The organism is Protofrankia sp. Cas8, from assembly GCF_963555845.1.
Taxonomy (GTDB): domain Bacteria; phylum Actinomycetota; class Actinomycetes; order Frankiales; family Frankiaceae; genus Protofrankia.
The window spans coordinates 1-1,076 of record NZ_CAUVXI010000352.1 but is presented as its reverse complement, the minus strand read 5'-3'; the positions used below and the strand labels follow the sequence as shown (position 1 = coordinate 1,076).

1 protein-coding gene is annotated in these 1,076 nt (G+C 56.6%); it reads right to left on the bottom strand.

The features are described 5' to 3' along the window. Positions 1–662: 662 nt before the first annotated feature. The coding region (locus tag U9977_RS26715; protein ID WP_322752036.1) for a hypothetical protein at positions 663–1,076 on the bottom strand (414 nt) is incomplete at its 5' end.

Sequence of the window (1,076 nt, the reverse complement as noted above, 5' to 3'; positions counted from 1 at the left end):
CGAGCCATGCGTGGGCGAACATCAGGGCTGCGGGAAGGTTGCGCAGAGTTTCGACCAGCTGCGTTACGTAGTCGCCTTGCGGTAGCACTCAGAGGTGTTCTGGACAGGATAGTGCGCGCCAGCGCTTCCCCGCGTCCTTTAACCGGGATCCGCCTCGATGAATCGTCCCGGCACACCGCGTTCCGACCCGGAGAATCTTCCAGAGCGCGATCGACAAGCCCTGACTACCGAATTATCTGAAACTCGACCCGTCGTTGTGACAAAAGTGGCCGCCAAGCTTTTACTTCCTCGCTCGTCGGGTGAATTTTTGAGGCAGTACGCCTGAATTCCAGAGAGCGTCGAGCCGTTCAATGATCATCCTGGGGTCGTCCACCCTGCGAGCACGAGCCAGGACATCGGCTGCTTCATCCGGAGTATCGAAAGCGAACAACGGAGACAGAGGTTCACCGACAGAAGAGGTGTATCGACAGCAGTTGGCACACCACGCATACAGCACCCCGATCGGGCGACCGAAGCGCTCACGTTCATAGTAATATGTTCGAACAGCCCTTCGCGCGCAAGCCGGACAGGTCCTTTCTGACCTGTCAGTCATGGGCGGAGCATGCGCGGCGAGCCGGTCAACCTCCTGGTTGCTGTATTGTTTCCAAACCACCTGCATCACGCTACCGAATCCTTCTCCTGAATATGTCGACCATCATCTGACCAAACTCCTCGGCTGCATCCTCCGTTCCTCCGTGCCCACGAAGAATATTCGATCGGACATGGTAGATTTCATGGAAAATAGTTACCACAGCATTGTCCTTCGAAGATAGGCCGAGATCAGTTATTTCAATCAAAGAGCGACCTCGTGGACCAAGGACGGGACGACCGTCAGAAAATGCACTGGACCTCCCGTGGATCAGCCTCCCCGCAAGATCGCGAATCTCAGGAACATGGACGATGTCGTAATCACGAACGCTCATTCCGACTCGCCAAAGATCAATTTTGACCTGTTTAAGCGTGCACGGGGCGAGGCCGAGGGGGTCGAGCTCCCGATAGGGATTGTGGACGTAGGTGTGGGGGTTCGGGGCGGGAGC